21 protein-coding genes are annotated in these 26,567 nt (G+C 71.7%); 14 read left to right on the top strand and 7 right to left on the bottom strand.

The window, feature by feature from the left end; translation table 11 throughout:
* Positions 1–95 precede the first annotated feature (95 nt).
* The 9 genes from BUB57_RS06640 to ntrX all read left to right on the top strand — a co-directional run bounded on the left by BUB57_RS06640 (position 96) and on the right by ntrX (position 14,834).
* Entirely contained in the window at positions 96–1,805 is a 1,710-nt protein-coding gene (locus tag BUB57_RS06640; protein WP_073064734.1) for a type I secretion system permease/ATPase, read from the top strand.
* Entirely contained in the window at positions 1,802–3,190 is a 1,389-nt protein-coding gene (locus BUB57_RS06635) for an HlyD family type I secretion periplasmic adaptor subunit (RefSeq protein WP_234952004.1), read from the top strand. Before BUB57_RS06640 ends, BUB57_RS06635 begins: the two co-directional genes overlap by 4 nt.
* Positions 3,191–4,494: 1,304 nt before the next feature.
* Positions 4,495–5,868 (top strand): Trk system potassium transporter TrkA, encoded by a 1,374-nt coding sequence (trkA, locus tag BUB57_RS06630; protein WP_073064114.1) that lies wholly within the window; start codon positions 4,495–4,497, stop codon positions 5,866–5,868.
* A complete protein-coding gene (locus BUB57_RS06625) occupies positions 5,868–7,496 on the top strand; it encodes a TrkH family potassium uptake protein (protein WP_073064111.1) in 1,629 nt (542 codons plus the stop codon). The genes trkA and BUB57_RS06625 overlap by 1 nt, the downstream gene beginning before the upstream one ends.
* A 97-nt stretch (positions 7,497–7,593) precedes the next feature.
* Positions 7,594–8,610 (top strand): tRNA dihydrouridine synthase DusB, encoded by a 1,017-nt coding sequence (dusB, locus tag BUB57_RS06620; protein ID WP_073064108.1) that lies wholly within the window; start codon positions 7,594–7,596, stop codon positions 8,608–8,610.
* The gene (locus BUB57_RS06615; RefSeq protein WP_073064105.1) at positions 8,607–9,713 is read left to right on the top strand and encodes a two-component system sensor histidine kinase NtrB; all 1,107 of its coding nucleotides are present in this window, start codon (positions 8,607–8,609) and stop codon (positions 9,711–9,713) included. Before dusB ends, BUB57_RS06615 begins: the two co-directional genes overlap by 4 nt.
* Positions 9,713–11,089, top strand: a complete 1,377-nt coding sequence (locus BUB57_RS06610) for a response regulator (RefSeq protein WP_073064102.1) — start codon at positions 9,713–9,715, stop codon at positions 11,087–11,089. The genes BUB57_RS06615 and BUB57_RS06610 overlap by 1 nt, the downstream gene beginning before the upstream one ends.
* A 92-nt stretch (positions 11,090–11,181) precedes the next feature.
* Positions 11,182–13,449: a sensor histidine kinase NtrY-like gene (locus tag BUB57_RS06605; protein ID WP_073064729.1), complete on the top strand. Its 2,268-nt coding sequence runs from the start codon at positions 11,182–11,184 to the stop codon at positions 13,447–13,449.
* Positions 13,446–14,834 (top strand): nitrogen assimilation response regulator NtrX, encoded by a 1,389-nt coding sequence (ntrX, locus tag BUB57_RS06600; RefSeq protein WP_073064098.1) that lies wholly within the window; start codon positions 13,446–13,448, stop codon positions 14,832–14,834. The genes BUB57_RS06605 and ntrX overlap by 4 nt, the downstream gene beginning before the upstream one ends.
* A 250-nt stretch (positions 14,835–15,084) precedes the next feature.
* Here ntrX and hflX read toward each other — a convergent pair whose 3' ends face one another.
* Together hflX and hfq are read right to left on the bottom strand one after the other, a co-directional pair.
* Positions 15,085–16,491 (bottom strand): GTPase HflX, encoded by a 1,407-nt coding sequence (gene hflX / locus BUB57_RS06595; RefSeq protein ID WP_084732003.1) that lies wholly within the window; start codon positions 16,489–16,491, stop codon positions 15,085–15,087.
* Between the two features lie 2 nt (positions 16,492–16,493).
* Entirely contained in the window at positions 16,494–16,727 is a 234-nt protein-coding gene (gene hfq / locus BUB57_RS06590) for an RNA chaperone Hfq (RefSeq protein ID WP_020949330.1), read from the bottom strand.
* Positions 16,728–16,976: 249 nt separating this feature from the next.
* Here hfq and BUB57_RS06585 point away from each other — a divergent pair, with 249 nt between their 5' ends.
* The 4 genes from BUB57_RS06585 to BUB57_RS06570 all read left to right on the top strand — a co-directional run bounded on the left by BUB57_RS06585 (position 16,977) and on the right by BUB57_RS06570 (position 22,040).
* Complete coding sequence (locus tag BUB57_RS06585; RefSeq protein WP_073064726.1) at positions 16,977–18,359, top strand: L-serine ammonia-lyase; 1,383 nt, start codon at positions 16,977–16,979, stop codon at positions 18,357–18,359.
* 106 nt (positions 18,360–18,465) lie between these two features.
* Positions 18,466–19,065 carry a hypothetical protein gene (locus BUB57_RS06580; protein ID WP_143159648.1) on the top strand — a complete coding sequence of 200 codons (600 nt, stop codon included), beginning with the start codon at positions 18,466–18,468 and terminating at the stop codon, positions 19,063–19,065.
* A 105-nt stretch (positions 19,066–19,170) separates the two neighbouring features.
* On the top strand, positions 19,171–21,384 hold the full coding sequence (locus tag BUB57_RS06575) for a YjbH domain-containing protein (protein ID WP_073064092.1): 2,214 nt from the start codon (positions 19,171–19,173) through the stop codon (positions 21,382–21,384).
* Entirely contained in the window at positions 21,381–22,040 is a 660-nt protein-coding gene (locus BUB57_RS06570) for a YjbF family lipoprotein (protein WP_073064089.1), read from the top strand. The genes BUB57_RS06575 and BUB57_RS06570 overlap by 4 nt, the downstream gene beginning before the upstream one ends.
* A 95-nt stretch (positions 22,041–22,135) precedes the next feature.
* On the opposite strand, the gene BUB57_RS06565 is transcribed toward BUB57_RS06570, so the two are convergent.
* The 5 genes from BUB57_RS06565 to BUB57_RS06545 all read right to left on the bottom strand — a co-directional run bounded on the left by BUB57_RS06565 (position 22,136) and on the right by BUB57_RS06545 (position 25,961).
* Entirely contained in the window at positions 22,136–22,357 is a 222-nt protein-coding gene (locus tag BUB57_RS06565; protein ID WP_327082957.1) for a hypothetical protein, read from the bottom strand.
* A gap of 132 nt (positions 22,358–22,489) precedes the next feature.
* On the bottom strand, positions 22,490–22,708 hold the full coding sequence (locus BUB57_RS06560; protein ID WP_234952003.1) for a hypothetical protein: 219 nt from the start codon (positions 22,706–22,708) through the stop codon (positions 22,490–22,492).
* 326 nt (positions 22,709–23,034) lie between these two features.
* Positions 23,035–23,226: a hypothetical protein gene (locus tag BUB57_RS06555; RefSeq protein ID WP_234952002.1), complete on the bottom strand. Its 192-nt coding sequence runs from the start codon at positions 23,224–23,226 to the stop codon at positions 23,035–23,037.
* A 326-nt stretch (positions 23,227–23,552) separates the two neighbouring features.
* On the bottom strand, positions 23,553–23,750 hold the full coding sequence (locus BUB57_RS06550; RefSeq protein WP_073064084.1) for a hypothetical protein: 198 nt from the start codon (positions 23,748–23,750) through the stop codon (positions 23,553–23,555).
* Between the two features lie 390 nt (positions 23,751–24,140).
* Positions 24,141–25,961: a pseudouridine synthase gene (locus BUB57_RS06545; protein ID WP_073064082.1), complete on the bottom strand. Its 1,821-nt coding sequence runs from the start codon at positions 25,959–25,961 to the stop codon at positions 24,141–24,143.
* A gap of 109 nt (positions 25,962–26,070) precedes the next feature.
* On the opposite strand from BUB57_RS06545, the gene BUB57_RS06540 reads away from it, so the two are divergent.
* Positions 26,071–26,529 (top strand): nucleoside deaminase, encoded by a 459-nt coding sequence (locus BUB57_RS06540; protein ID WP_073064080.1) that lies wholly within the window; start codon positions 26,071–26,073, stop codon positions 26,527–26,529.
* The last annotated feature ends 38 nt before the right edge of the window (positions 26,530–26,567 follow it).

Genomic DNA, 26,567 nt, shown 5'->3' with positions numbered 1-26,567 from the left:
TGCCGGCGGCCGTCTGCGGCCAGCCCGGCGCTGCTTTCCCGGGGATAGACAGGGGCGGCTGCCACGGCAACCGCGCTGAACAAGGGGGCGTGCGCGTGGGCGGGGAATGGCACGACGGTTTTGCCGAGCTGCGCGCGGCGCGTGCGGGCAGCCCCGGGCTGCTGGCGGCGGTCGCGGTGTTTTCCGTGGCCGTCAACCTGCTGGCGCTGACCGGGCCGCTGTTCATGCTGCAGGTCTATGACCGGGTGCTGGTTAGCCGCTCGGGCCCGACCCTGGCGGCGCTGTTCCTGCTGGTGAGCTTCCTGTTCCTGATGCTGGGGGTGATCGACCTGGCGCGCAGCCGGGTGATGGCGCGGATCGCGCTGCGGTTGCAGGACCGGCTTGAACCACGGGTCTTTCAGGCGGCACTGGCGCAAGGGGGCGCGCCCGCGGCCGGGTTGCGCGATCTTGATTCGCTGCGGCAGCTGCTGGCCTCGCCCTTGGCGCTGGCACTGTTCGACCTGCCCTGGGCGCCGCTGTTCCTGGCGGGGCTCTATCTGTTCCACCCGCTGCTGGGCGGGGTCGCGACGCTGGGCGGGCTGGTGCTGGTGGCGGCCAGCTGGCTCAACCGCTGGCAGAGCCGCGCGCCGCTGCGCGCCGCCGCCGCGGCCGAGCATGACGCCGACCGCCTCGCCGGGCTTTACCGCGACGAGGGCGAGCTGATCGGCGCGCTGGGAATGCGCGGGGCCAGCCTCGCGCGCTGGCGCCACGCCCGCGAACGCATGGCCGATGCCGCGCTGGTGGCGCTGGATCGCGGCGCCGGGTTCACGGTGTTTTCCCGCAGCTTCCGGCTGTTCCTGCAATCGGCGCTGCTGGCGGCGGGCGCCTGGCTGGTGCTGCGCCACGAACTGACGCCGGGCGCGATGATCGCCAGCTCGGTGCTGATGGGGCGGGCGCTTGCTCCGGTCGACCAGCTGGTCGCCGGCTGGTCGGCGGTGCAGCGGGCGCTGGACGGCTGGGAGCGGCTGGGGCAGCTGCTGTCCCGGCACCCGCCGCCGGTTCCCCGCACCCCCCTGCCCCGCCCGGCCGCGCGGCTGGAGGTAACCAATCTTGCCCTCATCCCCCCGGGGCAGGATCTGCCCGCGCTGCGCGGCATCGGGTTCTCGCTGGCGCCGGGGCAGGCGCTGGGGGTGGTCGGCCCTTCGGGCGCGGGCAAGTCGACGCTGGCGCGCGCGCTGATCGGCACCTGGCCGGCGGCGGCGGGCGCGATCCGGCTGGATGGCGCGGCGCTGGACCAGTACGACCCCGACACGCTGGGCGGGCTGATCGGCTATCTGCCGCAGCGGGTGACGCTGTTCGACGGCACCGTGGCGGAAAACATCGCGCGGCTGTCGCCGCAGCCCGTCCCCGCGGCGGTGGTGCGCGCCGCCGTTGCGGCCGGGGCGCACCGGATGATCCTGGGGTTGCCGCAGGGCTATGACACCCCGCTGAGCCAGGCGGGGGCGCCGCTTTCGGGCGGGCAGATCCAGCGCCTCGGCCTCGCCCGCGCGCTTTACGGACAGCCGGTGCTGCTGATCCTGGACGAGCCGGATTCGCATCTCGACGCCGAGGGGGCGGCAGCGCTGAACCTCGCCATTCGCGCGGTGAAGTCGCGGGCGGGCGCGGTGGTGATCATCGCCCACCGCCCCGCTGCCATCGCCGAATGCGAGCTGCTGCTGCGGATGGATGCGGGACGGCAGACCGCCTTCGGCCCGCGCGACGAGGTTCTGGGCGGGACACTGCGTAGCGCCACAGCCCGCCGCGCCTCTGGCGGGGGTGCGGCATGATCCCTCCTTCCGCTGCCATGCCGCCGGAAACCGCCCTGGGCCGCGCCCCGGTGGCGGTGATCGGCCCCGGCGCCCGGATGCCTGCGGCTGCTCTGCCCCACCGCCGCTCGGCCCGCGGCGCGCTGTGGCTGGGGCTGATCGGGCTGGTGCTGCTGCTCGGCGGCTTCGGCAGCTGGGCGGTCGCCGCCCGGATCGCCGGCGCGATCATCGCCCCGGGCCAGGTCGAGGTCGAGCGGCACAACCACACCCTCCAGCATCCCGGCGGCGGCGTGGTCGAGACCGTCGCCATCCGCGACGGCCAGATTGTCGCGGCCGGCGAATTGCTGCTTCGCCTCGACGGCACCCTGCCCCGCAGCGAGCTTGCCATCGTCGAGGCGCAGTATTTCGAGCTGCTGGCCCGGCGCGGCCGGCTCGAGGCCGAACGCGCGGACCGCCCCGACATCGGCTTTCCCGCCGAGCTGACGCTGGCCGCGGCCACGCGCCCGGAAATCGCGGCGTTGATGCAGGGGCAGGCGCGGCTGTTTTCCGGCCGCCGCGACACGCTGGAACAGGCCGGCCGACAATGGGACCAGCAGTCGCAGCAGGTCCGCAACCAGATCGCCGGCATCGACGCGCAGGCGCAGGCGCTGCGCGACCAGCAGGCGCTGATCGAGCAGGAGCTTTCCGCCCAGCGCAGCCTGCTCGAACGCGGGCTGACCCCGGCCGCTCGAGTGCTGGCGCTGGAACGCGAACAGGCGCGGCTGGCCGGGCTGATCGGAGAGATGCAGTCCCAGCGCGCCCAGGCCGGCACCCGCCTGGCCGAAATCGGCATCGCGCGGCTAAAGGCCGCCGCCGAGCGCCGCGAAGCCGCCGAGGCCGAGCTGCGCCAGCTGGCCCCGCGTGAACTGGAACTGGCCGAGCGCCGCCAGGCCCTGGCCGCCCAGATCGCCCGGCTGGAGCTCCGCGCCCCGGTGGCGGGCGTGGTGCACCAGCTGCGCGCGCCCGCGCCCGGCGCGGTGCTGCGGCCGGCCGAGCCGGTGCTGTCGCTGGTTCCGCTGGACCGGCCGCGGGTGATCGCCGCCCGGATCCCCCCGGCCCGGATCGGCCATATCGCGCCGGGCCAGCCGGCGGTGCTGCGCCTGCCCGGCGCCCCCGCCCGCCAGCCGCCGATCGAGGGAAGGGTCGAGCGCATCTCGGCCGACGTGGTGACGGACCCGGCGACCGGACAGCAGTTCTACCGCGCCGAGGTGACGATACCGCCCCCCGGCCCCGACCAGCCGGACGAGGGCGCCCTGATTCCCGGAATGCCGGTCGAGGTCCATTTCCAGACCGGCTCGCGCAGCCCGCTTTCCTATCTGCTGCAGCCGCTGACCGACCAGCTCGGTCGCGCCCTGCGCGAGCCGTAATACGGTGTCTCGGCCCGCAAGCCTTCCCTCAGCCACTGGGCGCGGGGGCGGCTTTCTCTGGTCCTTGGTTCAAGCCGGGCGGGAGTGCGCAACTCGCGGGCGCGGGCGGGCGGCGGCGCAGCCTCCGGGTCCTTGATGACGTCGATCGCCCGCACAGTTCGCGGGTGCGTGTATGCGGCCGGCGGCTTGGCTGCACGGTGTATGGGAGGACCCTGTCCGCTCCGCTCGCGGGCGCGAACGAGCGGCGGCCGTGCCTGACGCCCCAATCATGTAGTTGTCGGCGCTCGCTTCGCCGGCGCGGGCGAGAGGCGGCGCGCATCTTCCTGCATAGCGCCGCACTGCTGGTCGCTCGGTTCGCGGGCGGTGGTGGCTGCTCCGCGTCAGAGTGTCCATCTTCTCGGCGCTGTCCGCTCGGCTCGCGTGCGAGCGCGAGGGGGCGGCAAACACCAGCGGCGGCGCGGGTGATGGGAACCCCGCCCGGCTCGCGCGCGCGAGTTGGGGGCGGGCCTCTGCGCACTGGATCTTCACGGGCGGGACCACTCGGCTCACGCGCGCGAGTGGGGGCACCATCCACCGCACGCCCAAGGGCCAGCCCGCCCCCCGCTCGGCTCGCGCGCGCGCGAGTGGGGGCGTAAGACGCCGCTGCGAACCAAGCGTTTATCACGCAGCGCTCGGCTCGCGCGCGCGCGAGTGGGGGCGTCCCCCTCGGCCAGAAACAACCGCCGCTGGTCAGCGCTCGGCTCGCGCGCGCGCGAGTGGGGGCGTCGATGAGGCGTACGAGGTGATCCAGGCGCTGGCCGCTCGGCTCGCGCGCGAGTGGGGGCCTGGACGCGATCCGCGGTCCACATCTGCGTCGGCACGCGCGCTCACTTGCGCGCGCGAGCGGAGGCCGCTTGTAATCTCTAGGGAATGGAAAGCGGCGAAGCTCAGCTCGCGTGCGCGCGCGACAGGCGGTTGCAGATGCGCACGATCACTTGCACCTGCCCGACGCCGTTCAACTCGCTGTCGGGCGCGGGAGACGCAGACCGGCGACATGCGCTGGATGTCAACGCTGCGCACCGCTCAGCTCGCACGCACAGGAGAGACGCGGCAGCGCCCCTGCACCGGCGGACCCATCTCAGACCCCTTCGCCCCCAGGCACGCAGCGGGTCGCCGGCCCACCCGAACGGCACCGCCTCGGATCTCGGCCTCCTCAGCACGGCAGCGGCGGCCTCCCCTTCCCCCCGCCCATTCGCGCCACCCATTGCCGCGCCGCGCTGCGCGTCCTATGGCTTGCACTTCGGGTTCCACCGCGGGGCGGGTTCATGCGGATCATCATCTGCGGCGCGGGACAGGTCGGCTGGCAGATCGCCCGGCAGCTTTCGCGCGAACGACATGACATCGTGCTGATCGACCGCGACGAGCGGCTGATCCAGCAGGCCAACGACGCGCTGGACGTGCAGGGAATCACCGGCCACGCCAGCCATCCCGACGTGCTGGAAAGCGCCGGGGCCGAGGATTGCGACCTGCTGATCGCCGCCACCGCCAGCGACGAGGTGAACATCGTCGCCTGCGAGGTCGCCCATGCGCTGTTCTCGGTCCCGCGCCGCTTTGCCCGGCTGCGCGGCCATGCCTATCTGCTGCCGCAATACGCCGATCTCTACCAGGCGCAGAACCTGCCGATCGACGTGGTGATCAGCCCGGAACAAGAGGTCGCGCTGGCGGCGCTGTCGCGGCTGGACGTGCCGACCACGCTGGACACCGAAACCTTCATGGAGGGGCGGGTCCGGCTGCTGGCCATGGCGCTGACCGAGAACTGCCCGATCCTGAACACGCCGCTGCGCCATCTGGACCAGACCTTCTTCGGGCTGCGCGCGGTGGTGGTGGGGCTGCGCCGCGCCGGCCGCTTCTTCGCGCCCGAGCCGAACGACCAGCTGCATGCGGGCGACCACGCCTATGTGGTGGCCGCGGTCGAGGATGTGGCGCGGACGCTGGACATCTTCGGCCTGCCCTCGCGCCCGGTGGAACGGGTGGTGCTGATCGGCGGCGGCAATATCGGGCTGGCGGTGGCGCGGGCGCTGGATGCGCGGCCCGGCATCTCGCTGAAGCTGATCGAGCGCGACCGCGACCGGGCCGAGGCCGCGGCCGAGGCGCTGCGCCGCACCGTGGTGCTGCATGGCGACGGCATGGCCGCCGACCTGATGGCCGAGGCGGGCGTGCCCCGCGCCGATGCGGTGCTGACGCTGACCGCCGACGACCGCACCAACCTGCTGGCCGCGGTGCGCGCCAAGCAGGCCGGGGCGCGGATGGTGGATGCGCTGATCAACGACACCACGCTGATGCCGCTGGCCGCGAATCTGGGGATCGACGGGCTGATCAGCCCGCGCGCGGTCACGGTGTCCTCGATCCTGCGCCATATCCGCCGCGGCCGGGTCCGCGACGTCTACGCCCTGGGCGATTCCGAGGCCGAGCTGATCGAGGCGCAGGTCCTGCCCGGCTCGGCGCTGGCCGGGCAGCGGGTGCGCGAGATCCAGCTGCCCCGCGGCGCGCTGGTCGCCGCGGTCGAGAAACAGGGCGTGATCCTCAAGCCCCGCCCCGACACCCGCATCGACCAGGGCGACCTGGTGCTGATCTTCGCCCTGTCCGGCGACATCGAGGAGGTCGAGCGTCTGTTGCAGGTCTCGGCCGACTGGTTCTGATGGACCGGCTGCTGGGACGCCTGCCGGTGCTGGTGATCGCGGGGCTGGTGCTGGCGCTGGCCATGCTGATCCCCGCCGCCCATGCCGAGGCGGTGGGCGAGCGCCGGCTGGCGCTGATCTTTGCCGGATCGGGCGCGGGGCTGCTGGTGCTGTGGCTGATGCTGGGCATCGCCACCGCCGCCGCCCCCGAGGCGCCGCTGTCGCGCGGTGTGCTGGTGACGCTGCTGGGGGTGTTCGCACTGCTGCCGTTACCGGCCGCGATCCCATTTGCCGCCGCCATGCCGGACACCGGGCTCTTCAACGCTTGGTGGGAAATGCTGTCCTGCCTGACCACCACCGGCGCCTCGCTTTACGCGGCCGAGCTGGTGGCCCCGACCCTGCATCTGTGGCGCGGCATCCTGGGCTGGCTGGGCGGGCTGTTCATCCTGACCGCCGCCATCGCGCTGATGGCGCCGATGCGGGTCGGCGGCTTCGAGATCATGGACCGCTCGACCGGCACCGACGAGCGTTTCGACCGCATCGGCGGCGCCGCGAGCGCTGAAATGCGCCCCGGTCGTGATGAGCATATGAAGGATCCGGCGCGACGGCTGATCCGCTGGGGGATGGCGATCGCGCCGGTCTATGCCGGGCTGACGGTGGCGCTGTGGGCCGGGCTGGTCGTCACCGGCCAGGGCGCGCTGGGGGCGCTGCTGCGGGCGATGGGCACGCTGTCGACCAGCGGCATCGGGATGGATGCGCGCCCGGTCGGCAGCACCGGCGGCATCGCGGCCGAGGCGCTGGTGGCGCTGTTCCTGCTGGCCGCGCTCAGCCGCCGCGCCTGGCCGGGGGGCGACGAGCTGCGCACCACCCCCCGGCTGCGCCACGACCCCGAGCTGCGGGTGGCGGCCGGGCTGGTGGCGCTGGTCACGCTGACGCTGGTGCTGCGGCCGTTCCTGGGCGCCTTCCTGGCCGAGTTCCAGCCGGTGCTGGCGCCCGAGCCTGCGGCCCCCGACGTCGGTGGCGGGCTGGCGCGGGCGGCGGGGGCGGCCTGGGGCAGCCTGTTCACCGCGCTGTCATTCCTGACCACCACCGGCTGGACCTCGATCCAGTGGGAAGGCGCGCGCGCCTGGGCCGGGCTGACCGCGCCGGGGCTGATGCTGGCGGGGCTGGCAATCATGGGCGGCGGCGTCGCCACCACCGCCGGCGGCGTCAAGCTGCTGCGGGTCTTTGCCCTGGCGCTGCACGCGCGGCGCGAACTGGACAAGATCGTGCACCCCGCCTCGGTCGCCGGCGGCGGGCCGGTGATCCGGCGGCTGCGCGGGCCGGGGGCCTATCTCGCGTTCATCTTCTTCATGGTGTTTGCCATGTCGATCATGGCCACGATCGCGCTGGTGTCGCTGCGCGCGGTCACGCTGGAAACCGCCACCATCCTCAGCGTCGCGGCGCTGACCAACACCGGCCCGCTGGCCGAGGCGATCCCCCTGATCCCGGTCTACGAGGGCAGCGTCGGCATTGCCGGATCGCCCTGGCAGGGCTGGGCCGGGCTGGCGCCGGCCACCAAGGCGGTGCTGGCGGCGGCGATGGTGGCCGGGCGGCTCGAGATGCTGGCGATCCTGGCGCTGCTGACCCCGGGGGCGTGGCGGCGCTGATCCCTGCGGCGATCGTTGCAGGGGGGACGGCGGGATTTGCGGATGGCCCGGAAATCGGGCATTGTGCGGCGATTCCCGCACAGGGCCCCCGCTGCGCATGACCGAAGAACCGCTTTGCCTAGGCGACGCCCGGCTGGGCCCGCCGGTGTTCCTGGCCCCGATGGCCGGGATCACCGACCTGCCGTTCCGCCGCGCCGTCGCCCGCCACGGCGCCGGGCTGGTGGTCAGCGAGATGGTCGCCTCGACCGAGATGGTGACGCCGCGCCCCTCGACCCGCGCGGCGGTGCGGGCGAAAGCGATGATCGAGGAAAACGGCGTGCCGGTCAGCGTCCAGATCGCCGGGCGCGAGCCGGGACCGCTGGCAGAAACCGCGCGGATCGTGGCCGGGATGGGCGCGGGGATCATCGACATCAACATGGGCTGCCCGGCGCGCAAGGTCACCGGCGGGCTGTCGGGCGCCGCCTTGATGCGCGAACCCGACCGGGCGCTGTCGCTGATCGAGGCGGTGGTGGCAGCGGTCGCACCGCTGCCGGTGACGCTGAAGATGCGGCTGGGCTGGGACGCGGGCTGCCTGAACGCGGCCGATCTGGCCCGCCGCGCCCGCGATGCGGGCGTGCGGATGATCGCCGTTCACGGGCGGACGCGGGCGCAGTTCTACACCGGCAGCGCCGATTGGGCCGCGATAAGCGCGGTGCGCGCGGCGGTGCCCGACCTGCCGCTGGTCGCCAACGGCGACGTGGTGGATGCGGCCTCGGCCCGCACTGCCCGGGCGCTGTCGGGGGCCGATGCGGTGATGGTGGGGCGCGGCGCGCAAGGCGCGCCCTGGCGGCTGGCCGAGATCGCGGCGGCGAACCACGGCGCGCCCGCGCCGGTGATCCCGCGCGGCGCCGCGTTGGCGGATGCGGTCGCCGACCACCACGCCGACATCCTGTCCCATTACGGCCGCGACCTTGGCCTGCGGGTCGCGCGCAAGCATCTGGGCTGGTACCTGGCCGCGGCTGACCTTGATGACGCGACGCAGGCCCGCGCCGCGCTAATGGCGGCAGCCTCGCCCGAGGCCGCACGCGCCGCGATCCGCGCCGTCTTTTGCGGGGCCGAGGCCCGCGCCGCATGAGCGCGCCCCTTGCCGCCGCGCCTGTCCCCGATCCCGCGCTGGCGCTGGAATCGCTGCCGCTGCCGGTCGCCTGTTTCGACGCCGAGGGCCGCTGGGCCAGCCTCAACGAGGCGGCCGAGGAATGGCTCAACCTGTCCTCGACCGGGGTGCGGGGGCGGGCGCCCGAGGACCGCGCCCTGATCGCGCGGCTGCGCACCGATCCCGGCCTGGGGGCGCTGGTCGCGCAGGCAGCGGCCACCGATGAGCCGGTGCTGCACGCCGCCGTGCAGTTCCAGACCAGCGACCGCGCCGACCGCTGGACCACGCGGCAGGCGGCGGTGCATCTGTGCGCGCTGCCGGGCGGCGGCGTGGTCGCCGCGATCCTGCCCGCGGCGACGGGCGACGCCGCCATGCCGCGGCGCGCCGCGCGCAGCGCCATCGGCATGGCCGAGATGCTGGCGCATGAGATCCGCAACCCGCTGGCCGGCATCCGCGGCGCCGCGCAGCTGCTGGCCACCGACCTGTCCCCCGAGGACCGCGAGCTGGCCGATCTGATCGTCGCCGAAAGCCGCCGCATCGTGGCGCTGCTGGACGAGGTCGAGCGTTTCGGCGACACCTCGCCCCCGCGGCTGCAGGCGGTGAACATCCACGACATCCTGGAACGCGCCCGGCGCAGCATCCTGCTGGCGGACGCGGGCGCGGGGCTGCGGATCGTGACCGACTACGACCCCTCGCTGCCCCCGGCGCTGGCCGATCCCGACCGGATCATGCAGGTGGCGCTGAACCTGCTGCAGAACGCCGTGCAGGCGATCTCCGGCGCCCCCGGCGCGGTTCCCGGCACGATCCGCCTGCGCACCGCCTGGGACGGCGCGCTGCGCAACCCGGACGGCGCCCCCCTGCCCATCCAGCTTGAAATCGAGGACGACGGCCCCGGCATCCCGCGCCGCATCGCCGACCAGGTGTTCGAGCCCTTCGTCTCGGGGCGCGAGAACGGCACCGGGCTGGGGCTGGCGCTGGCCGGCAAGATCGTGACCGACCACGGCGGGCTGATCCGCGCCGAAAGCCGCCCGGGGCGGACGGTGCTGCGGGTGTCGCTGCCCCAGGCGGGCAAGGGGGGCGGCTGATGGACGGGACCGTGCTGATCGCCGACGACGACCGCGGCATCCGCATCGTGCTGACGCAGGCGCTGACCCGCGCCGGCTGCCGCGTCCACGCCACCGGCAGCCTGGCGCAGCTGATGCGCTGGGTCGAGGAGGGCGCGGGCGATCTGGTCATCACCGACGTGATGATGCCCGACGGCAACGGGCTGGACCTGATCCCCGCCATCGCCCGCGCCCGCCCCGACCTGCCGGTGATCGTGATCTCGGCGCAGAACTCGATCGTGACCGCGATCCGCGCGACCGAGGCCGCGGTGTTCGACTACCTGCCCAAGCCCTTCGACCTGCCCGAGCTGATGGCGCGGGTGCGGGCGGGGCTGGAACGCCGCCGCCAGCGCACGCCCGCCGCTCCGACGCCGGCCCCTGCCCCCGCCCCCGCCCCTGCCGCGTCCGATGGCACTGCGCTGATCGGCGCCACCCCCGCCATGCAGGCGCTGTTCCGCGAGGTGGCGCGGGTGGTCGCCACCGACCTGCCCATCGTCATCGCGGCCGAGCCCGGGGCCGGGCGCAGCACCCTGGCCCGCGCCCTGCACATGCTGGGCGAACGCCGCGGCGGGCCTCTGGTCACGCTGGTCCCCGGCGACCCGCCCGAGGCGCTGGCGGCCCGGCTGGCCGAGGCGCGGGGCGGCACGCTGATCGTCGAGGACCCGGCCGCGCATGACCCGGCCACGCAGCTGCGGCTGGCGGTGCTGCTGGACGCGCCGCCCGCCGAGGGGCCTTCGCCGCGGCTGGTCGCCACCACCGGCCCCGATCCGCTGGCCGACATCGCCGCCGGGCGGCTGAGCCCGGAACTCTACTACCGGCTGGCCGGGGCGGTGCTGGCGCTGCCGCCGCTGCGCGAGCGGCTGGACGACCTGCCCGCGCTGGCGCGGCTGATGCTGGAACGTGCCGGCGGGCAGGCGCGCGAGCTTTCCCCCGCGGCGCTGGAGCTGCTGCGGGCGCATCTCTTTCCCGGCAACCTGCGCGAGCTGGACAACCTGCTGCGCCGCCTGTCGCTGACCGCCCAGGCCCCGCGCATCGAGGCGACCGAGGTCGCCGCCGCCCTGGCCGCCACCCGCACCGCACCCCGCGCCCCCCGCCCCGACCCCAGCCAGCCGCTGGCCGAGACCGTCGAGCAGCATCTGCAGCGCTATTTCGACCTGCACGGCAATGACCTGCCGCCGCCCGGGCTTTACGACCGGATCATGCGCGAATCCGAACGGCCGCTGATCCAGATCGCGCTGGATGCCTGCAACGGCAACCAGCTGCGCTGCGCCGAATTGCTGGGGCTGAATCGCAATACCCTGCGCAAGAAGATCGCAGAGCTCGATATCCAGGTGACACGGCGCCGTCGTGTGATGTAAAAGCGTCACAGAGGGCACAGGACTCCGTAACTCCCGTGCAACAGCAACGCCGCGGCAACAGCGGCGCGGAAACAAAGGCGAGGCGGCAGGTGGTGGCATACGCCCTTGCGGGACGATCATGGGAACGGCTGGCGCGGCTGCGCCGGCAGCGGCGCGTGCAGAACGCGGCGACGCTGTCGCTTGCCGTGCTGGGGCCGGTGCTGGCGGTGGCGACCTATGGGGTGATGGGGCCGCTGTCGGGACAGGCCGACAGCACCGGGCTGCGGCTGATCCTGCTGGCCGATCTGGTCTATATCCTGCTGCTGACCGGAATGGTCGGCTGGCGGATGGCGGCGATCCTGGCCGCGCGCAAGGCGGCGACTGCCGGCTCGCGGCTGCACATGCGGCTGGTCGGCGTCTTTACCGCGCTGGCGCTGGTGCCGACGGTGCTGGTGGCGCTGTTCGCCGGGCTGACCGTCAATATCGGGCTCGAGGGCTGGTTTTCCAGCCGGGTGCAGCAGGTGGTTGCGACCTCGCTGTCGGCGGCCGAGGCCTATCAGGACGAACACCGCCGCGACCTGACCGCCGACGCCAACCTGCTGGCGCGGGTGCTGAACGACGCCGGCCGCGCCGCGCCCTTCCTGGACGACGGCACCCTGCGCGGGCTGCTGACCGAGGCGCAGGGCCTGATCCAGCGCGGCCTGCGCGAGGCCTATGTCATCGACGCCACCGGCGACATCCGCGCCCGCGGCGACCGCAGCTATCGCTTCTGGTACGAGCAGCCGACAGAAGACCAGTTCCGCATCGTCGACCGCGACGGGATCCTGCTGGTCGAGGACTGGCAGAACAACGAGTTCCGCGCCCTGGTGCGGCTGGACCGGCTGGTGAACCGCTATCTTTACGTCACCCGCGACGTGGACGGCAGCCTGCTGGGGCTGCTGGACGACACCCGCGCCACGGTCGGCGAATACCAGCGGCTGGAACAGACCCGCAGCCGGGTGCTGTTCGAGTTCTCGCTGCTGTATCTGGCCTTTGCGCTGCTGCTGGTCGCAGGCGCGATCTGGCTGGGGCTGTGGTTCGCCGAACGGCTGAGCCGGCCCATCGGGCGGCTGGCCGCGGCGTCCGAGCTGGTGGGCGAGGGCGACCTGGACGTGCGCGTTCCCGTCCCCGACACCGGCGACGAGATCCAGACCCTCGGCCTCAGCTTCAACCGCATGACCGAGGCGCTCAAGCGCCAGCGGGTCGAACTGGTGGAAAGCTACCGTGCCGCCGACGACCAGCGACGGCTGTTCGACAGCGTGCTGAGCTCGGTCACCGCCGGGGTGATCGGGCTGGGAAGGGACGAGCGCATCGATTTCGTCAACCGCTCGGCCCTGCGGCTCTTGGCTCTGACCCCCGACGCCGCCGACGACCGGCCGCTGCTGGAGGTGGTGCCCGAGTTCGAGCCGCTGTTCCAGCGCCTGCAGGGCTCGGTCGCCGACAGCGTGCAGGACGAGGTGCGGCTGCACCGCGGCGGCCATATCGAAAGCCTGCTGGTGCGCATGGCCGAGCGCCTGGCCGAGGACGGCAGCGTCGCGGGCTATGTGATCGCCTTCGACGACGTGACCGAGCTGGTCACCGCGCAGCGCATGGCCGCCTGGGGCGACGTGGCAAGGCGCGTGGCGCATGAGATCAAGAACCCGCTGACCCCGATCCAGCTGTCGGCCGAACGCATCCGGCGCAAGTTCGGCAAGCTGGCCTCCTCGGACGAGGACCGCGAGGCGCTGGCGCAATATACCGACGTGATCATCCGCCAGACCAGCGACCTGCGCCGCATCGTGGACGAGTTCAGCCGCTTTGCCCGGATGCCGGAACCCGACCGCCGCGAGACCGACCTCGCCGCGCTGCTGCGCGAGGCGGTGGTGCTGCAGCAGGATGCCGTTTCGGGCGGGATCGCAGCAGAGATCCCCGCCCAGCCGGTGATTGTCGATTGCGACGCGGGCATGATGGGGCAGGTCTTCACCAACCTGCTGAAGAACGCCGCCGAGGCGCTGGCGGACCGCCCGCCCGGCGACTGGACCCCCCGGGTCGAGGTGACGCTGGACGCCCGCCCCGATGCCGTCGCCATCCGCATCTGCGACAACGGCGTCGGCCTGCCCGAGGACCGCGGCCGGCTGTTCGAGCCCTATGTGACGCTGAAACAGGGCGGCACCGGGCTGGGGCTGCCGATCGTCAAGAAGATCGTCGAGGAACACGGCGGCACGCTGATGCTGTCCGACGCGCCCCCCGACGCCAGCGGCCACCGCGGCGCGATGGCCGAGATCCGACTGCCCCGCGAACGCCAGCCGGTGCGGCTGCCGCCATCGCGCAAACACAAACCAGAAGAGGCGACAGGCAAATGAGCGACATTCTGATCGTCGACGACGAACGCGACATCCGCGAACTCATCGCCGATATTCTCGGCGACGAGGGGTTCACGACCCGGACCGCCGCCAATGCCGACGAGGCGCTGGCCGCGATCAACGCCGAGGAACCGGCGCTGATGATCCTGGACATCTGGCTCAAGGACAGCCGGATGGACGGGATCGACATCCTCAAGCAGGTCAAGCGCAACAACCCCTCGGTGCCGGTGGTCATCATCTCGGGGCACGGCAACATCGAGATCGCGGTGGCGGCGATCAAGCAGGGCGCCTACGACTTCATCGAGAAGCCCTTCAACATCGACCAGCTGATGGTCGTGATCACGCGGGCCATGGAAACCTCGCGCCTGCGCCGCGAGAACCGGCAGCTGAAGAAAAAGGAAACCGCGGCGGCCGAGATGCTGGGCCAGTCCGCGCCGTTCCGGCGGCTGCGCGACAACCTGGACAAGGTGGCGCGCTCGAACGGGCGGGTGATGCTGACCGGCGAGCCGGGCACCGGCAAGGAGCTGGCGGCGCGCTACATCCACGCGCAGTCGCCGCGCGCCGAGGGGCCGTTCGTCGCCGTCCCCTGCGCCACCATCGAGCCCGAGCGGATGGAAGAGGTGCTGTTCGGCCGCGAATCGGCCGAGCGCGGGGTCGAGCCGGGGCTGCTGGAACAGGCCCATGGCGGGGTGATCTATTTCGACGAGGTGGCGGACATGCCGCTGGGCACCCAGCCCAAGATCCTGCGGGTGCTGACCGAACAGCAGTTCCAGCGCGCCGGCGGCACCGACAAGGTGCGGGTGGACCTGCGGGTGATCTCCTCGACCACCCGCGACCTGGGCAGCGAGATCGCCGCCGGCCGCTTCCGGCAGGAGCTTTACGACCGGCTGAACGTGGTCCCGGTCGCGGTCCCCGGCCTGGCCGAGCGCCGCGACGACATCGCCGCGCTGGCCGAATATTTCGTCGAGCAGTTCCACGCCGGCCAGGGCCTGCCGCTGCGCGCGATCCCCGAGGAAACCGTCGCGGCGCTGCAGGCGATGCGCTGGCCGGGCAACATCCGCCAGCTGCGCAACGTGATCGAGCGGGTGCTGATCCTGGGCGAGGGCAGCGGCCCGATCCAGCCCGCGGAACTGGAACCCCAGGGCGCCACCCCCGAAAACGGCGAGGCCCTGGCGCTTGGCCCCCAGATCACCGCGCTGGCCCTGCGCGAGGCGCGCGAGCTGTTCGAGCGCGAATATCTGCTGGCCCAGATCAATCGTTTCGGCGGCAACATCAGCCGCACCGCGCAATTCGTCGGCATGGAACGCTCGGCGCTGCACCGCAAGCTCAAGTCGCTGGGCGTCGTCGGCGGGATGCGGGTCGAGGAAGAGATGATGGCCAAGTAGGGCCGACAGGGCCTCGGCGCCGCGCCCGCGGCACCGCTCCGACGCCTCCGGCGGGGATATTTGGGGACAGAAGACGGGGTGGCGCCCCGCTCTATCCGATCTTCTGTCTGGAAATATCCCGGGGCCCGGGGCAGAGCCCCCGGTCGGGCGCTGCGGCATAAGCTGCCGGTGAGAATGGCAGCCGGACGGTTCCCGCAGCGGGTTTTCTGCGAGTAAAGGATCCCCTTGGCGCCCGCCGCGCTCTGCCGTCCTAGTCGTTGGCCAGCGGGTCCCAGCCGCCGAGGCGGCGGGGTTCCTCTTCATCGTCCAGGTCAAGGTCGTCGGGGCACGGCTGGTCGCCGTCCAGCGCCTCGAAGGCTTCGCGCTGGCGGCGGGTCCAGCGGACGGTCAGGCGCGTGCCGTTGTCGTCCGGCTCCTCGCGTTCCACCACCCCCGCGGCGTGCAGCCAGGCGCGGCGGCGGCCGTCGGCGTGGTCGAGCGTCACCACCCCGGGTTCGCGGTGTTCGTTCAGCACCTCGGCCAGCCGGTGGTCGATGGCGGCGATCAGGTCGGGCAGCCCCTCGCCGGTCAGGGCGCTGACCGCCTGCACGTCGGCGCGGCGCGCATCGGTGCGGCGCAGCGCGGCGCGCGTGTCGGGCGACAGCGCGTCGATCTTGTTCCAGACCTCGATCAGCGCCACGTCCTCATCCACCCCCAGCCCGTCGAGGATGTCGCCGACATCGGCGGCCTGTTCCTCGGTCTCCGGGTGGCTGATGTCGCGCACATGCAGGATCAGGTCGGCCTCGAGCACCTCTTCCAGCGTGGCGCGGAAGGCCGCCACCAGCTCGTGCGGCAGGTCCGAGATGAAGCCCACGGTGTCGGACAGGATGATCCGCCGCCCCCGCGCCTCGCCATCCGGGGACGGCAGGTGGATCGCCCGCATCGTCGGGTCGAGCGTGGCGAACAGCATGTCCTTGGCCAGCACTTCGGCCCCGGTCAGGCGGTTGAACAGCGTCGATTTCCCGGCGTTGGTATAGCCGACCAGCGCCACGATCGGATAGGGAACGCGGGCGCGGGCGGCGCGGTGCAGGCTGCGGGTGCGCACCACCTTTTCCAGCTGCCGGCGCAGCCGCACCACCTGGTCGTCGATGGCACGGCGGTCGGCCTCGAGCTGGGTCTCGCCCGGGCCGCCGACGAAGCCGAAGCCGCCGCGCTGGCGTTCGAGGTGGGTCCAGGCCCGCACCAGCCGCGTGCGCTGGTAGGACAGCGCCGCCAGTTCCACCTGCAGCACGCCCTCGCGCGTGCGGGCGCGGTCGGCGAAGATTTCCAGGATCAGCCCGGTGCGGTCCAGGATCTTGACGTCCCAGTGCTTTTCCAGGTTGCGCTGCTGGACCGGGGTCAGCGGGCCGTCGATCAGCACCAGATCGGCCTCGGCCGCGGCGATCTCGGCCCCCATCTCGTCAAGCTTGCCCGAGGAAAACAGCATCCCCGGCGCCGGCTTGCGCAGCCGCGCGACCGCAGCGCCCACCACGTCGATCGCGGGCAGGGCGCGGGCCAGCGCCACGGCCTCTTCCAGCGCCAGATCGGGCGAGCGGCGCTGGTCGCGGCGATCGCCAAGGTCGGGGTGGATGACAAAGGCGCGGGCGGGGGCGGTGCCGGTCTGGTGCGCCTCGGGCAAGATCAGTCCTCGCCTTCGTAGAGGCTGATCGGCTGCCCCGGCATGATGGTCGAGATCGCGTGCTTGTAGACCAGCTGCGACTGGCCGTCGCGGCGCAGGAGCACGCAGAAATTGTCGAACCAGGTGATGACGCCCTGCAGCTTGACGCCGTTGATCAGAAAGATGGTGACCGGGACCTTGGCCTTGCGGACATGGTTCAGAAACGCATCCTGAAGGTTCTGTTTGTCGCCGGCCATGCGGGACACCTTTTCTTTTTATGTGCGGTTTGTCGGGCGGTCCTGGTTCACGTTTAGGTCAGCGCAGCCGGGGTGACAACCGCCCGCGCCCGGTTGTCGCAAGGGTGTTTCCCTTTCGCCACGCTGCTGCGGAACCCCGGCCCCAACGGCCGCCGGCGCCCCCGCCCGGCGCTTGCGGAAACGCTGGCGCAGGCCCGGTCCCGCGGCTAGCCTGCCCGGCGAGGGCGAGGCGGAATGGAGGAGTCCCGGATGTTCCTGTCGGTGTTCGATCTGTTCAAGGTCGGGGTGGGGCCGTCGTCGTCCCATACCATGGGGCCGATGGTGGCGGGGGCGCGGTTCCTGGACCTGCTGCGGGCGGCGCCGTTCCAGGCGCGGGGGCTGCGCGCCAGCCTGCACGGCAGCCTGGCCTTTACCGGCAAGGGCCATGCCACCGACCGGGCCACGATCCTGGGGCTGGCCGGGTTCACCCCCGACACCATGGACCGCGCCGCCGCCGACGCGGCGCTGGCGGCCAATCGCGACACCCTGCTGCTGCATCCCGAGGGGCTGGGGGCGCTGCACTTCGACCCGGCGGCGGATCTGGTCTTCGACTACGACCGCCCCCTGCCCGGCCACGCCAACGGCATGATCCTGATGGCCACGGACTCGCAGGGCGACGTGATCCTGCGCGAGACCTATTACTCCATCGGCGGCGGCTTCGTGCTGACCGAGGCCGAGCTGGCCGAAGCCGCGGCCGAGCGGCGCAGCGACGCCTCGAGCAGCGTCCCCTATCCCTTCGCCACCGCTGCCGAGATGCTGGCGATGGCCGCGCAATCGGGGCTGTCGATCGCGCAGATGAAGCTGGCCAACGAGCGCGTGTTCCGCAGCGAGGCCGAGATCCGCGCCGGGCTGTCACGGATCTGGCAGGTGATGCGCGACTGCATGGACCGCGGGCTGGCGGTGCAGGGCACGCTGCCGGGCGGGCTGAACATCCGCCGCCGCGCCCATGCGATCCACCAGGCGCTATTGGCCGAGCGCGGGCAGAACCTGACCGCGCCCCATGTCATCAACGACTGGATGTCCACCTATGCCATGGCGGTGAACGAGGAAAACGCCGCCGGCGGGCAGGTGGTCACCGCCCCCACCAACGGCGCCGCCGGGGTGGTGCCGGCGGTGATCCGCTACTGGCTGGACCATGTGCCCGGCGCTTCTGAACGTGATCTGGGCATGTTTCTGCTGACCGCGGCGGCGGTGGGCGGGCTGGTCAAGCACAACGCCTCGATCTCGGGCGCCGAGGCCGGCTGTCAGGCCGAGGTGGGTTCGGCCTCTGCCATGGCCGCCGCCGGGCTGGCGGCGGTGCTGGGCGGCACGCCCGCGCAGGTGGAAAATGCCGCCGAAATCGCGCTGGAGCATCACCTGGGCATGACTTGCGACCCGGTGCGCGGGCTGGTGCAGGTGCCCTGCATCGAAAGGAACGGGCTGGGCGCGATCAAGGCGGTCAGCGCCGCCAGCCTGTCGCTGCGCGGCGACGGCGCGCATTTCGTGCCGCTGGACGCCGCGATCGAGACCATGCGCCAGACCGGCCGCGACATGAGCGAGAAATACAAGGAGACCTCGCTGGGCGGGCTGGCGGTCAATGTCCCGAACTGTTGATGGCTAAAACCCTGCCCATCGACCGCTCGCGGCTGCGCAAATGCTTGTCACTGGCGGGGCTGCTGGCTAAGGCTGGGGGAAAAACCGGCTGTGGGACAGTATCGAGATGACCTTGCGCCCTAACCTGCGCCCCCTTGCGCGCCCCTTCATGCGCGTGGCCCTGCTGGCCGCGCCGCTGGCGCTGGCCGCTTGCGGCGACGACATGCGGATGCCCTGGGACAAGCCCGAGCCGGTGGCAGAGGCCCCGGCCGAGCCCGCACCGCCGCATATCCCGGAACCGACCGGCGGCTCTCCGACCCAGCAGCCGCTGGAAATCCCCGGCCCGACCGCCAAGGTCGCCACCGCCGAGGCCCGCACCCTGGCCGTCACCGATCTGGTGGCCGGGGGCGAGGGCTGGGCGGCCTCGGTCAGCGGCAGCACGGCGCGGTTCCAGCCCGAGGGCGCGGCCGCCCGCCAGGTCGAGGTGCGGCGCATCCCGTGGTCGGGCGGCGTCGAATATATCGGCACGCTGGGCGGGCAGCCCTTTGTCCTGCGCATCCAGAGCGCCGATTGCGGCAAGCAGAAGCTGAGCGCGCTGGTCCGCGCCGGCGGCCAGACCTATAACGGCTGCGCCGCGCCGGCAGCCCCTGCCGCGGCTACCCCCGCCTCGGGCGCGCCATCCGCCAAGGCCGCCGCCACCCCGGCCGCGCCCAAGCCGGCTGCCTGACAAGGACCCGGGCGGCGCGGCACGCGCGGCCCGGGGACCCTGCCGACCGACCGCCCTCCCGGACGCATCGCCCCCTGCAAGACCGCCGCAAAAGGACAGCCCCGCATGACCAAGCGACGCCCGACCCCCACGACCCGCCGGCTGCTCGCCTCGGCGCTGCCGGTGGTGGCGGCGCTGGTGCCGGCCGGGGCCGGGCTTGCCGATCCGGGCATCGTGCTGAACCGCTATGCCCTGCCCGGCGCCATCGACACCCCCTCGGCCGAGATGATGCCAGACGGCACGCTGGGCGCGGTGCTGGGCTATTCCGGCGTCGGCGGCAACGGCGTGGGCGTCAGCTTCCAGGTGCTGCCCCGGGTCAGCGCGGTGCTGCGCTATGGCAAGTTCGACAATGACGCGATGGCGCACGGCTATACCCGCGAGCGCTCGTTCGACCTGCGGCTGCAACTGCTGACCGAGGACCCGGACGGTTGGCGCCCCTCGGTCGCGGTCGGGCTGCAGGACATGATCGGCACCGGCTATTATTCCTCGGAATACATCGTCGCCACCCGGAACCTGACCCCGCGGCTGCGGGTGTCGGCGGGTCTGGGCTGGGGGCGGCTGGCCAGGTCGGGCGGCATCGGCTCGCTCAGCGACGACCGGCCGGTGCCGGATGCGCAGGACCGCGGCCGGCTGACCAACGCCAGCTGGTTCCGCGGCGAGATGGCGCCCTTTGCCAATATCGCCTGGCAGGCCACCGACAAGCTGACGCTGCTGGCGGAATATTCCGGCGACGATTACGCCTGCGAGACCGGCGACAGCAGCTGCGCGGTCGAGGACTGGCGCAGCGACGACGAGGCGCTGAAGAACAACCTCAACCTCGGGCTGAACTATCGGGCCGGGCAGCATTACAACATCGGCGCCTATGTGCTGGGCGGGCGGCATTTCGGCATCCAGGCCAGCCTGGCGCTGAACCCGCGGCAGGCGCCCTACCCCTCGGGGCTGGAAAAGGCCCCGGCGCCGGTCCGTCCGCGCGTCGCCCCCGCCGCCGACCCCGAGGGCTGGTCGGGTCGCTGGTCCGCCGACCCCACCGCCCAGCCCGCCATCCAGAAGGCCCTGGGCGATGCCTTGGCAAAAGAGGGCCAGACCCTCGAATCCATGGCGTTGACCGCGACAAGGGCCGAGGTCCGCATCCGCAACACCCGCCACATCCAGCAGGCCGAGGCGATCGGGCGCACCGTCCGGCTGATGACCAGGGCGCTGCCGCCGTCGGTGGAGACGCTGGTGGTGACCTCGGTCGAGGGCGGGATGCCGGTGTCCTCGCTGAGCTTCCGCCGCTCGGACGTGGAACGGCTGGAGAATACCGAGGCCGGGCGCATCGCCGCCGTCGCCACGCTGACCGACCCCGCCGCGCGCAACGATCTGCTGGTGCAGAGCCCCGGCATCGCCCCCCGCTTCCAGTGGTCGCTGGGGCCCTCCTTCACCGTCGGCCTGTTCGACCCCGACGAGCCGCTGCGCTACGAGGTCGGCGCCGCGCTGAACGGCAGCTACGAGCTGACGCCGGGGCTGACCGTCAAGGGCACGCTGCGCCAGCGCCTGTTCGGCAACGCCGACCAGAAGGCGCCCGGCGACTGGGCCAGCATCGACGACTATCGCAATGCGACCTGGGATCAGATCGTAGACGAAAACGGCGGCATCCCCCGGGTGCGCTCGGACAGCCGCATGTATTCCGGCAACGACCGCCTGCAGGTGCCGCAGCTGGTGCTGAACTGGAACGCCCACCCCGCCCCGGCGATCTACACCCGCGTCACCGTTGGGCTGCTGGAAACCATGTATGGCGGCATTTCCACCGAGGTGCTGTGGAAGCCGGTGGAGTCGCGGCTGGCGCTGGGGGCCGAGGTCAACCGGGTCCGCAAGCGCGACTATCGCGACGCCTTCGAGTTTCTGGATTACGAGGCCACCACCGCCCATGTCTCGGCCTATTACGAGCTGGGCGACGGCTTCATGGGCCAGCTCGACGTGGGGAAATACCTGGCGGGCGACACCGGCGCCACGCTGAGCCTGCGGCGCGAGTTTGCCAGCGGCTGGTCGGTCAGCGCCTATGTGACAAAAACCGACCTCAGCAACGACGATTCCGGCGAGGGCTCGTTCGACAAGGGCGTCTCGGTGCAGATCCCGATGAACTGGGCGCTGGGGACCCCGTCGAAACGCAGCGTGGGCGGCAGCATCAGCTCGAACACCCGCGACAGCGGCCAGCGGGTGCGCACCGAGCGGCTTTACCACACGATCCGCGACAGTCATTCGACCAAGGTTTACGACGGCTGGGGGAGGTTCTGGCGATGAGCAGGCATATCCGACAGGCGGCCGCGGCGCTGGCGCTGCTGGCCGTGGCAGGGTGTTCGGGCGGCTCGGGCGGCACGCCCGCCGACAGCGACGGCCCCTCGATGCTGGGCGTCGGCGGCGCCGTGCTGCGCGACACCGTCAGCGCGCGCAAGGCCCCGGCTGCGGCGACGGCCCCCGACCCGCAGGCCATGGCCGCCGAGGCGCTGGCCGCCAACCCCGGGCCGCTGATCCTGGTCGGGCTCGAGGACCAGGGCACCACCCAGGTGCTGGCGATGGTGGGCGAGAACCGCGGGATGCGGACCTATATGACCAAGACCGAGCAGGCGCTGATCCTGCGCGGCGTCATGCTGACCGGCACCCGCGGGCTGGGGCACGACCTGTCGGTGGCCGAGGCCGATGGCGCGGCCGCGCTGATCGCCGCCGGGCGCTCGGGCGAGGCCCGGCGGGTGATGCGCTATTACAGCGGCGACGGGCTGGAGCGGCCGCTGGAGTTCGCCTGCCGCGTCGGCCCGGGCCCGAACGCCGGCGTGATGGTCGAGGATTGCGCAGGCCACGGCATCAGCTTTCAGAACAGCTACCTGCCCGCGGCCGGGGTGTCGCGGCAATGGATCGGCCCGGGCTTGGGCTATGCGACCATCCAGGTGCTGCGCAACTGACGCGCTGCGAAGGAAAAAACCCGCCGTCGGCGGGTTTTTTCGTGGGTGGGAAGGGAGAGGGCTGGTCTATGGCTGGTCCTGGTTCAGCGCCGGGATCAGTCGACCTCCGGCGCCGGATCGTCATCGTCGTCCGAAGCAATGACGGCGATCACGCCCAGCAGCAGCAGCGCGGGAATGATCAGCCCGGCGTTGGTCGAGGCCGGGCGGGTATCGACGACCACCGGCTCGACCTCGACAACCGGGGCGACATAGCCGCCGGCGAATGCCGAGGACACCGACAGGCCAAGGGCAGCGGCAAAAGCAGTGAATTTTGTCATGATCATGCTCTTATGACTGGTTGCGCACCGTCGGTCACCCGTCAGCGTATTCCGAATCTCTCACAGGTCACGAAAACTTGAAAGAAATAAATGGGACCAGTCCGAAGACTGGTCCACATGTCGTCTCGCAAATCAAACCGGCGCCTGCTCATCGTCATCGTCGTCCGAGGCGATGACGGCGATCACGCCCAGCAGCAGCAGCGCCGGAATGATCAGCCCGGCGTTGGTCGAGGCCGGCTTGGTGTCGACGACGACAGGTTCGACCTCGACGATGGGGGCGACATAGCCGCCGGCCAGCGCGGTGGACGCCGACAGGCCGAGGGCCACGGCGAAAGCAGTGAATTTCTTCATGATGATCCTCATGCGTTCGGAACCTGCCGTCTGCACGGCATTAACCAGGATCATTTGCACATGTCATTAAAATTGGAAAGCTGTAAAACAACTTACAACAAAAACATCGGAAAAGATTCGCCGTTCGGGTTTCGACCGTCACGTGCACACGAGATTTGCAGATTTCAGATCAGACAGGCGGGCACGGCGTGACAACTGCCCCATAAATCCCGCGCCAAAAACCCACGGACCGGCGTCTTCCCCAGCCAAGCCGCAGACCGCAAAAGGAAAGGCCGGTCGCAAGGACCGGCCTTTCGTATTCCCATTGAAACCAATGGTTTGTCGGATCAGTCCGAAGCCACCGCGGCGATGACGCCCAGCAGCAGCAGCGCCGGGATGACGAGGCCGGCGTTGGTCGAGGCCGGGCGGGTGTCGACGACGACGGGCTCGACGTCGACGACGGGGGCGACATAGCCGCCGGCCAGCGCGGTGGACGCCGACAGGCCGAGGGCCACGGCGAAAGCAGTGAATTTCTTCATGATGATCCTCATGCGTTCGGAACCTGCCGTCTGCACGGCATTAACCAGGATCATTTGCACATGTCATTAAAATTGGAAAGCTGTAAAACAACTTACAACAAAAACATCGGAAAAGATTCGCCGTTCGGGTTTCGACCGTCACGTGCACACGAGATTTGCAGATTTCAGATCAGACAGGCGGGCACGGCGTGACAACTGCCCCATAAATCCCGCGCCAAAAACCCACGGACCGGCGTCTTCCCCAGCCAAGCCGCAGACCGCAAAAGGAAAGGCCGGTCGCAAGGACCGGCCTTTCGTATTCCCATTGAAACCAATGGTTTGTCGGATCAGTCCGAAGCCACCGCGGCGATGACGCCCAGCAGCAGCAGCGCCGGGATGACGAGGCCGGCGTTGGTCGAGGCCGGGCGGGTGTCGACGACGACGGGCTCGACGTCGACGACGGGGGCAACGTAGCCACCGGCGAAGGCGGACGAGGCGGTCAGGCCGAGGGCAACGGCGACGGCAGAAAGTTTGGTCATGATCATGCTCCGTATTTCTTTTTGAAGTCTGCCGGTTGCCCGACAGCATCGCAGCGACAGTCGCATAAAGCCGGACCCTAGAAAAGCGGCACGGACGGCCGCGGCAGCGGGTCCGCCGCCACTGTTGCATATTGGCCAACACCGGCATCGCAGCCCGGTTCCGCGGCAGCGGAAAGCAGCCGGCACCGTGGCAATTTTGCATCGCCCGACGGAAAACTCCGGCAAGATGCTGCGCATTTTTCCCGCGCCCGGCGCCGCTTGCCGCCGATCCTCGGACCCGGTTCAGCCGGGCCGCACCCACGCCAGCCGCGGAAGCGCCGAATCACCGGCGCGGCAGCGGGCGAATCGCCCGGCGTCGCGCCGAAGTTTCGCAAGGAAATCAGGCTGCGCGGTGACTTAACCCCGCGCGCCGCCTTTCGGCCCTGGCTTCGGTCCGCCCCGGCCCGGGCCCGCGCCCTTGGGCCCGCTGCCGCGCGGCCCGCCGCTGCGGGGGCCGGTATTCGCCGGACCGCTGCGCCCCGGACCCGAGGACTTGAACCCGGGCTTGAACCCGCCGCCCTTGCGGGGGCCACTGCCCTCGGCCCTGCCCGCTTCGGGCCGCGGCGCCCCGCGCGCGCCGAAGCTCTTCCCGCCCGGCCGGGCGTCGCCACGCTCTGACCGCGCGGAAAACCCCTTGCCCGCGGCGCGCTCGGGCCGATCGCCCTCCGCACGGCGGGGGGTAGACGGACGCCGTTCTTCGCCATCACGGCCGGCATAAGGACGCCGCTCTTCGCCGTCACGCGCAGCACGTGGCTTGCGGTCGAACCCGCCCTCGCGCGCCGGACGCGGCCCACGCTCATCACGCTGCGGCCGCTCTCCGCGAGGGGCATCATCGCGGCGAGCATACGGACGCCGCTCCTCTCCATCCCGCGCAACCCGCGGCTTGCGATCAAACCCGCCCTCGCGCGCCGGGCGCGGCCCGCGTTCCCCATCCCGCTGCGGCCGTTCACCGCGAGGACCGTCATCGCGGCGCGCATAAGGACGCCGCTCTTCCCCTTCACGCGCCACACGCGGCTTGCGGTCGAACCCGCCCTCGCGCGCCGGACGCGGCCCGCGCTCTCCGTCACGCTGCGGCCGTTCACCGCGAGGCGCATCGTCGCGGCGGGCGAAGGGCCTCCGTTCCTCCCCGTCACGCTGCGGGCGCTCGCTCCGGAACTCCGGCCGCTCACCGGCAGCCTTGCGCATCCGCGGCTTGCGCTCGGGGCGCTCGCCTTCCCCGGCATCGCGGCGGGGCGGACGGTCGGGGCGCAGCCCCATGTCGCGCGCCGCGCCCGAGGCGCGGGGGCGGCGCGGAGTGTTGTCCTCGCCCTCGGTCTCGCCGGTGTAAAGCCCGCCCAGCTGGTCGCGCAGGATTCGGCGCTTGACCTCGCGCACCTCGTTCACCTCGAGCCCGGCCAGCTTGAACGGGCCGTAGCCGATGCGGATCAGCCGGTTCACCTGCAGCCCGACATGGGCCATGGCGCGGCGAATCTCGCGGTTGCGGCCCTCGCGGATGCCGACGGTCAGCCAGGCGTTGGCGCCCTGCTGGCTGTCCAGCTTGATCTCCATCGGGGCGAAATCCTCGCCGTCGATGGTGGCGCCGCGGCGCAGCGGGTCAAAGGTCAGCTCGGTCGGGTTGCCGTTGACGCGCACCCGATAGCGGCGCAGCCAGGCGGTGGCGGGCAGCTCCAGCCGCCGCTTCAACTCGCCATCGTTGGTCAGCAGCAACAGCCCCTCGGAGTTGAGGTCCAGCCGCCCCACGCTCATCACCCGCGGCAGGTCGCGCGGCAGGGCGTCGAACACGGTCTGCCGGCCCTTTTCGTCGGATTCCGAGGTCACCAGCCCGACCGGCTTGTAATAGAGCCACAGCCGGGTTTCCTGCGGCGCCTCCATCGGCTTGCCGTCGATACGCACCTGGTCCGTGGGCAGGATGTCCAGCGCCGGGCTGGCAATCTTGCGGCCGTTCACGATGACGCGGCCCTCGAGGATCATGCGCTCGGCCTCGCGGCGGCTGGCAACGCCGGCGCGGGCCATCACCTTGGCGATGCGTTCGCCCGCGGGGGTCTCCGGCTCGGGCGCGCTGTCGGCATTGCCGTCGGTCGCTTCGGTCGGCTCGGGCGCACTGTCGTCGGTCGGCTCGGGCGCCGGGGGCGGCTCGGGAATCTGGTCGTCGTTGTCGGGGGTGGGCTGGTCGGTCATGGCGATCTCCTGCGCATCGCTGCGGTGGTCAAGTGGCCCAGAGTATCCGCAGACGCGCGCCGCGGAAAGCCGTCCTTGCAAGAACGCTGCGGCCGGGGCATCGGTGGGCATGTTTCACAGCCAGATGGACGCAGCACTTTCCGAAGCCAGCGCCGCCGCCGCCCGCGGCGAGGTGCCGGTGGGCGCGGTGCTGACCGACGCGGCGGGCCGCGTCGTCGCCCGCGCCGGCAACCGCACAAGGGAATTGTCCGACCCGACTGCGCACGCGGAAATCCTGGCGATCCGCGCCGCCTGCGCCGCTGCGGGCTCGGAACGGCTGCCCGGTTATCGGCTGTGGGTCACGCTGGAACCCTGCCCGATGTGCGCCGCCGCGATCTCGGCCGCGCGCATCGCGGTGCTGTATTACGGGGCGCCCGACCCGCGCATGGGCGGCGTTGCGCATGGGGCGCGGGTGTTCGACCATCCGCAATGCCACCACCGCCCCGAGGTCTACGAAGGCATCCGCGCCGAGGATTCGGCCGCGCTGCTGCGCAGCTTCTTCGGCGCAAGGCGTGAGGGCGGTCGATAACCGCTTGCAGCCGCGCAGCCCTGCTGAAAGGTTGCGCG

Origin of the sequence: Paracoccus solventivorans (assembly GCF_900142875.1) — a bacterium.
Classification (GTDB): Bacteria; Pseudomonadota; Alphaproteobacteria; order Rhodobacterales; family Rhodobacteraceae; genus Paracoccus; species Paracoccus solventivorans.
Note: the sequence above shows the minus strand (reverse complement) of the source record. Positions and strands in the feature narration are given on the sequence as shown.

Bases quoted from the DNA above. Each gene is read 5' to 3' on its own strand.
- BUB57_RS06565 (WP_327082957.1), bottom strand. From the start codon at position 22,357: ATGACAAAATTCACTGCTTTTGCCGCTGCCCTTGGCCTGTCGGTGTCC.
- ntrX (WP_073064098.1), top strand. From the start codon at position 13,446: ATGAGCGACATTCTGATCGTCGACGACGAACGCGACATCCGCGAACTC.
- BUB57_RS06550 (WP_073064084.1), bottom strand. From the start codon at position 23,750: ATGATCATGACCAAACTTTCTGCCGTCGCCGTTGCCCTCGGCCTGACC.
- trkA (WP_073064114.1), top strand. From the start codon at position 4,495: ATGCGGATCATCATCTGCGGCGCGGGACAGGTCGGCTGGCAGATCGCC.
- BUB57_RS06610 (WP_073064102.1), top strand. From the start codon at position 9,713: ATGGACGGGACCGTGCTGATCGCCGACGACGACCGCGGCATCCGCATC.
- BUB57_RS06575 (WP_073064092.1), top strand. From the start codon at position 19,171: ATGACCAAGCGACGCCCGACCCCCACGACCCGCCGGCTGCTCGCCTCG.
- BUB57_RS06545 (WP_073064082.1), bottom strand. From the start codon at position 25,961: ATGACCGACCAGCCCACCCCCGACAACGACGACCAGATTCCCGAGCCG.
- BUB57_RS06635 (WP_234952004.1), top strand. From the start codon at position 1,802: ATGATCCCTCCTTCCGCTGCCATGCCGCCGGAAACCGCCCTGGGCCGC.
- BUB57_RS06560 (WP_234952003.1), bottom strand. From the start codon at position 22,708: ATGAAGAAATTCACTGCTTTCGCCGTGGCCCTCGGCCTGTCGGCGTCC.
- dusB (WP_073064108.1), top strand. From the start codon at position 7,594: ATGACCGAAGAACCGCTTTGCCTAGGCGACGCCCGGCTGGGCCCGCCG.
- hfq (WP_020949330.1), bottom strand. From the start codon at position 16,727: ATGGCCGGCGACAAACAGAACCTTCAGGATGCGTTTCTGAACCATGTC.
- BUB57_RS06585 (WP_073064726.1), top strand. From the start codon at position 16,977: ATGTTCCTGTCGGTGTTCGATCTGTTCAAGGTCGGGGTGGGGCCGTCG.
- BUB57_RS06570 (WP_073064089.1), top strand. From the start codon at position 21,381: ATGAGCAGGCATATCCGACAGGCGGCCGCGGCGCTGGCGCTGCTGGCC.
- BUB57_RS06580 (WP_143159648.1), top strand. From the start codon at position 18,466: ATGACCTTGCGCCCTAACCTGCGCCCCCTTGCGCGCCCCTTCATGCGC.
- BUB57_RS06540 (WP_073064080.1), top strand. From the start codon at position 26,071: ATGTTTCACAGCCAGATGGACGCAGCACTTTCCGAAGCCAGCGCCGCC.
- BUB57_RS06615 (WP_073064105.1), top strand. From the start codon at position 8,607: ATGAGCGCGCCCCTTGCCGCCGCGCCTGTCCCCGATCCCGCGCTGGCG.
- BUB57_RS06625 (WP_073064111.1), top strand. From the start codon at position 5,868: ATGGACCGGCTGCTGGGACGCCTGCCGGTGCTGGTGATCGCGGGGCTG.
- BUB57_RS06555 (WP_234952002.1), bottom strand. From the start codon at position 23,226: ATGAAGAAATTCACTGCTTTCGCCGTGGCCCTCGGCCTGTCGGCGTCC.